The following is a 4,380-nucleotide window of genomic DNA, read 5'->3' as shown; positions in this document are numbered from 1 at the left end:
CCCGGGAGAACTAGCCCCGAAGCCCCGCCCGTGCCGCTCCGATCGCCCCACGTCGCCGGCGTGCCGGACGGGCCGCCCGGACACCGTCCTGTCGGCGATACGACGGCTGGTCGTTTCCCTGCGGCGACCTGCGGGTAGCACCCTGGACTGGTGAGCTGATCCGACCAGGGGAGGGCACGATGGAGAGCCGACTGCGGGTGCACGGGCATCCCATCCAACCGATGTTGGTGACGTTCCCGTTCGGGCTCTTCGTCAGCGCCACCATCTTCGACCTGGCCGACGTCGTCGGCGGTCCCGCCTTCCTCGGCGAGGTCGGCTACTGGACCGCGGTCGCCGCCCTCGTGGCCGCCGCGCTGTCCACGGTGGCCGGAATGGTCGACCTGTGGGACGCCGCGGGCGATCGGACCCGTCGCACCAAGATCACATTCAATCTGGTCAACGCCGCGATGGCCGGGATGTTCCTGCTGATCTGCCTGGTCCGGGCGAACTCGCCACAGCGTGGCGCGATCGGTGTCATGCTCGCCGCCGAACTGGTCGCGCTCGGGCTCGGCGGGGTCGGGGTGTGGCTCGGGGCCCGCCTGATGCGTCAGTTCGAGGCCGGCCGAGCCGAGGGCGGTGACCTCGACGCGCTCGGCGAGGTGGCGGGCGCCACGGTGGAAATCGCCCCGCCCCGCGCCTGAAATCCGCCCGCGTCTGAGATCCCCCGGACCCGAAATCGGTTGTCCGGGCGGCCGGACGCGGCGATGCTTCCCGGATGAGCGGGGGGCGGGAATTCGAGGACCTCGTCGCCGAGGGAACGTCCGTGCCCGTGCGGGGCTGGGACTTCTCCTGGCTGCGCGGGCGGGCCAGCGAGGAACGGCCGCCGTGGGGCTACGCCCGGCTCGTGGCCGACCGGATGGCGCGGGCCGACGCGGCGCTGGACCTCGACACCGGCGGCGGGGAGGTTCTCGCCGAGGTGCCTCGCCCGCCCCTGGTCCTGCTGGCCACCGAGGCGTGGCCAGCCAACGTCGAGGTGGCCCGGCGTAACCTGCGCCCGGTCGGCGCGACGGTGCTCCAGGTCGCCGAGGGCGGCGATCTTCCGGTGGGCGACGCCGCGCTGGACCTCGTGGTGAGCCGTCACCCGGTGCGCACGCGGTGGGACGAGGTCGCGCGGGTGTTGCGGCCCGGCGGGACGTTCTTGTCCCAGCAGATTCGCGGCGGCACCGTCCGGGAGCTGAGCGAGGCGATGCTGGGCCCGCAGCCCCCACCACGGCGGCAGCTTCCCGGCCAGGCCGTCGCCGCCGCCGAGGCGGCCGGGCTGACGGTGCTCGACCTGCGCGAGGCGACCCTGCGTACCGTCTTCCACGACATCGCGGCGGTGGTGTACTTCCTGCGCAAGGTGGTCTGGACGGTCCCCGGCTTCACCGTCGAGCGGTACCGACCCCAGCTCGCCCGCCTGCACGACCGGATCGCAGCCGACGGCCCGTTCGTGGCCCACGCCGGCCGGTTCCTGATCGAGGCGGTCCGGCCCACCTGACGGACTCCACACCGTCGGCTCCCGGTCGGTCTCCGGGCGCTTCGGTCGCTCCCCGGGCGGGTTGGCCTGCGCGCGCACCCCTTTGGAGCTGCCCCGTCTGTGCTACCGGCCCTGTTGTACCAGCGCGAACGCGGCCGAGCCTGTGGTGGCGGGACGCCGCGGGCCTGTGGTGGCACGAACGCGGCGGGCCTGTGGTGGCGCGGACGCGGCCGGGCCCGTGGTGGCGCGGACGCCGCAGGCCCGTGGTAGCGCGAATGGGGCAGCTCCAAAGGGAGCGGCGGAACATCTGTCGCCCGCAACCACCCGCACCCTGCCCTGCGCCCCATTTGCCTCAAGGCTCGGGAATCGGCTCCGGTCAGCCGTGCGCCTCGGCGTGGTGGGCGGCGAGCACGTCGGCGCCGAAGTCGCTGTCCGGGCGGCGCAAAACGGTGTGAGCGTGGTTGCCGTCGTCGGCGGTGTTGTCGTACTCGATCAGCAGGTCGTCGCCCTGCACCCGGTAGTAGTGGCGCCGCCCCGGCCCGGTCGGGCCGGCCCAGGCGAAGTGCAGCGGCCCGCCGGCGAGCCGGCGCGCCTCCCGGTCGGCCAGTGCCGGCGGTAGCCGGTCCAGGTAGACGGCGACGAGCTGGTCCAGCATGGCCCGGCCGGTGGGGCCGAGCCGGTCGGCCGGCACCCCCAGCGGCTCGATCGGCCCGGCGACGCGCGGGCGGGTGGCGCTGATGATGTCGGCGGGGGCCTCGTCGGCGACGATCGCCGCCGTCCGCGCCGCCGGCCCCATGGCGTCGAGCAGGGCCCGGCCCAGGTCCTCCTCGACCCCGAGCGGCCGGGAGACCGGGTGCCCGGCGTGCCGGACGGCGGCCGGGTTCGCGCCGAGGAAGACGGGTGCGGGAGAGACCCGGTCGCCGACGACGGTCATGCTCACGGACAGGTGATGCCCCTCGAACCGCCAGGCCCACCGGTCGTCGCGGGCCGGGTCACCGAAGACCGCCACCCAGTAGTCGCCGCTGTGCCGCCCGCGCCGCCAGCCCTCGGCCCGGTCGAGCACCTCTTCCAGCGCGACGACGGCCATCGCCTGCGCGTACGCCGCGGGGCTCAGCGCGGTGGCCAGCAGCCGGTGTGCGGCCTTGCGGCCCGTGCGGTCCAGGTCGGCCAGGCAGACCCCGGGTCGCGGCCGAGGACGGTACTCCAGCCACCGCCGGGCCGCGTCGTCGTCGAACCGGCGCGCCGCGCGGGCCCGCGCCGCACCGTCGAGCGCGCCGAGCAGCGCGGTGCCGGCGGTGCGCATCTGTCCGGGTACGGGATCTTCCACCGACCCTGTATATACCCTGGCGGCGCAGGTCAGCATCGGCCCAGGTTGATCGGCGGGGGCGGCGGCGCCTGATAGCTTGCCGAGCCGGCACCGGGAGGGGCGATGAGCGACGACAGCGTGTACGTGGGCAACGCGGGCGTGGACGGCCCGGCCGAGGGTGGCTGGCTGCTCGGCCACTTCATGCCGGCCGGCGATCCCCGGCACAGCGACGACGTCGAGGTGAAGTGGGGCGTGCACGCGGCGGGGGAGAGCCGATCGCGGTGGGCCACCGGCGAGCGGCGTACCGCGCTGCTGGTGCTGGTCAGCGGCGGCCGGTTCCGGGTCGAGTTGCCGGACCGCACGGTGCTGCTCGCCCAGCCGGGCGACTACGTGGTGTGGGGCCGGGGCGTGGACCACTGCTGGTATGCCGAGAGCGAGTCGGTACTGCTGACCGTGCGCTGGCCGTCGGTGCCGGGCTACCGGGTTGAGCCGCCGGTGCGCCGCTGAGCGGCCTTCGCCCCGGCCCGCCGCACGGGCCGGCGCGGCCGGTGCCGCCTCGGCTTCCCAACATGCGATATTACCTACTAATCCTATAGGGTTTGCGTTCTATGCTCGTGTGGCACGCTCCGCCCGATCACCGTGAGGTCCCGCATGCTAGCCAGCCGTCGTCTCGAGCCCGACCCGCTTGCCGTCGCCGCCCGGTACGCCGCCGACCCGGCCAACTGGCCGGTCCCGCTCCGCTTCCACCCCGAACAGCGGTGGTACGCCCGCCTCGCGGTCGCCGCCGACCACGAGGTCTGGGCGCTGAGCTGGCTGCCCGGCCAGGGCACCGACCTGCACGACCACGGCGGCTCCTCCGGAGCCTTCCTGGTCGTCGACGGCGTGCTCACCGGGGAGACGGTCAGCGGCGGCCGGCTGCGTCCGCACCGCCTCGCCGCCGGTGCCGGCCGGCGTTTCGGCGCCCGTCACGTGCACATGGTCACCAACCGGGACGACCAGCCGGCGGTCAGCCTGCACGTCTACCGGCCCGCGCTGACCCGGATGACCCGCTACCGGCTCGTCGACGGGCTGCTGCGGGCGGCCGAGGTCGCCGAGGCCGGCGTCGCCTGGTGACATCCTTGACGAGGAGGGACCCGACAATGCCGTACGACCCCGCCCGCGCTCAGGGCTGTCCCCTGCCCGTGCCGCCGCCCGGCTCCCGGGGCATCTACGAGATCCTCGCCGAGGCGCGGTCCCGGCTGCGCCGGCTCGACGCCGAGCAGGCGCACGTGGCGTACCGCGAGGGCGCGCTGCTGGTCGACATCCGGCCGGCTGCGCAGCGCGCCGCGCACGGCGCGGTGCCCGGCGCCCTGGCGATCGAGCGCAACGTGCTGGAGTGGCGCTTCGACCCCCGCTGCGCGGCCCGCCTGCCCCAGGCCGTCGGCTACGACGTGCCCGTGGTGGTCATGTGTCAGGAGGGCTATACCTCCTCGCTCGCCGCCGCCGCGCTTCAGGACATCGGCCTGCATCGCGCCACCGACGTCGTCGGCGGCTTCGCCGCCTGGCGGATCGCCGGTCTGCCCACCCTCCGTTCCACGTC

At 74.8% G+C, this 4,380-nt stretch carries 6 protein-coding genes; 5 read left to right on the top strand and 1 reads right to left on the bottom strand.

Annotated features, from left to right (window positions below; genetic code table 11):
* Positions 1 to 179: 179 nt before the first annotated feature.
* Both E1258_RS30255 and E1258_RS30250 read left to right on the top strand, forming a co-directional pair.
* Positions 180 to 680, top strand: coding sequence for a DUF2231 domain-containing protein (locus E1258_RS30255; protein WP_132407105.1), 501 nt, complete (start codon positions 180 to 182; stop codon positions 678 to 680).
* A 74-nt stretch (positions 681 to 754) separates the two neighbouring features.
* A complete protein-coding gene (locus tag E1258_RS30250) occupies positions 755 to 1,516 on the top strand; it encodes a class I SAM-dependent methyltransferase (protein ID WP_132407103.1) in 762 nt (253 codons plus the stop codon).
* Between the two features lie 355 nt (positions 1,517 to 1,871).
* Here the strand turns inward: E1258_RS30250 and E1258_RS30245 are convergent, their stop codons facing one another.
* A complete protein-coding gene (locus tag E1258_RS30245) occupies positions 1,872 to 2,798 on the bottom strand; it encodes a DUF3500 domain-containing protein (protein ID WP_132407107.1) in 927 nt (308 codons plus the stop codon).
* Between the two features lie 126 nt (positions 2,799 to 2,924).
* On the opposite strand from E1258_RS30245, the gene E1258_RS30240 reads away from it, so the two are divergent.
* From E1258_RS30240 to E1258_RS30230, 3 genes are all read left to right on the top strand, one after another.
* On the top strand, positions 2,925 to 3,308 hold the full coding sequence (locus E1258_RS30240) for a hypothetical protein (protein WP_007076376.1): 384 nt from the start codon (positions 2,925 to 2,927) through the stop codon (positions 3,306 to 3,308).
* A 144-nt stretch (positions 3,309 to 3,452) separates the two neighbouring features.
* Positions 3,453 to 3,914 (top strand): cysteine dioxygenase family protein, encoded by a 462-nt coding sequence (locus tag E1258_RS30235; protein WP_132407101.1) that lies wholly within the window; start codon positions 3,453 to 3,455, stop codon positions 3,912 to 3,914.
* Between the two features lie 26 nt (positions 3,915 to 3,940).
* Positions 3,941 to 4,380: rhodanese-like domain-containing protein (locus tag E1258_RS30230; RefSeq protein ID WP_132407099.1), on the top strand; the 440-nt coding region annotated here is incomplete at its 3' end.

It is taken from the genome of Micromonospora sp. KC207, assembly GCF_004348615.1.
Classification (GTDB): domain Bacteria; phylum Actinomycetota; class Actinomycetes; order Mycobacteriales; family Micromonosporaceae; genus Micromonospora.
This window is presented reverse-complemented; position numbering and strand designations above follow the sequence as displayed.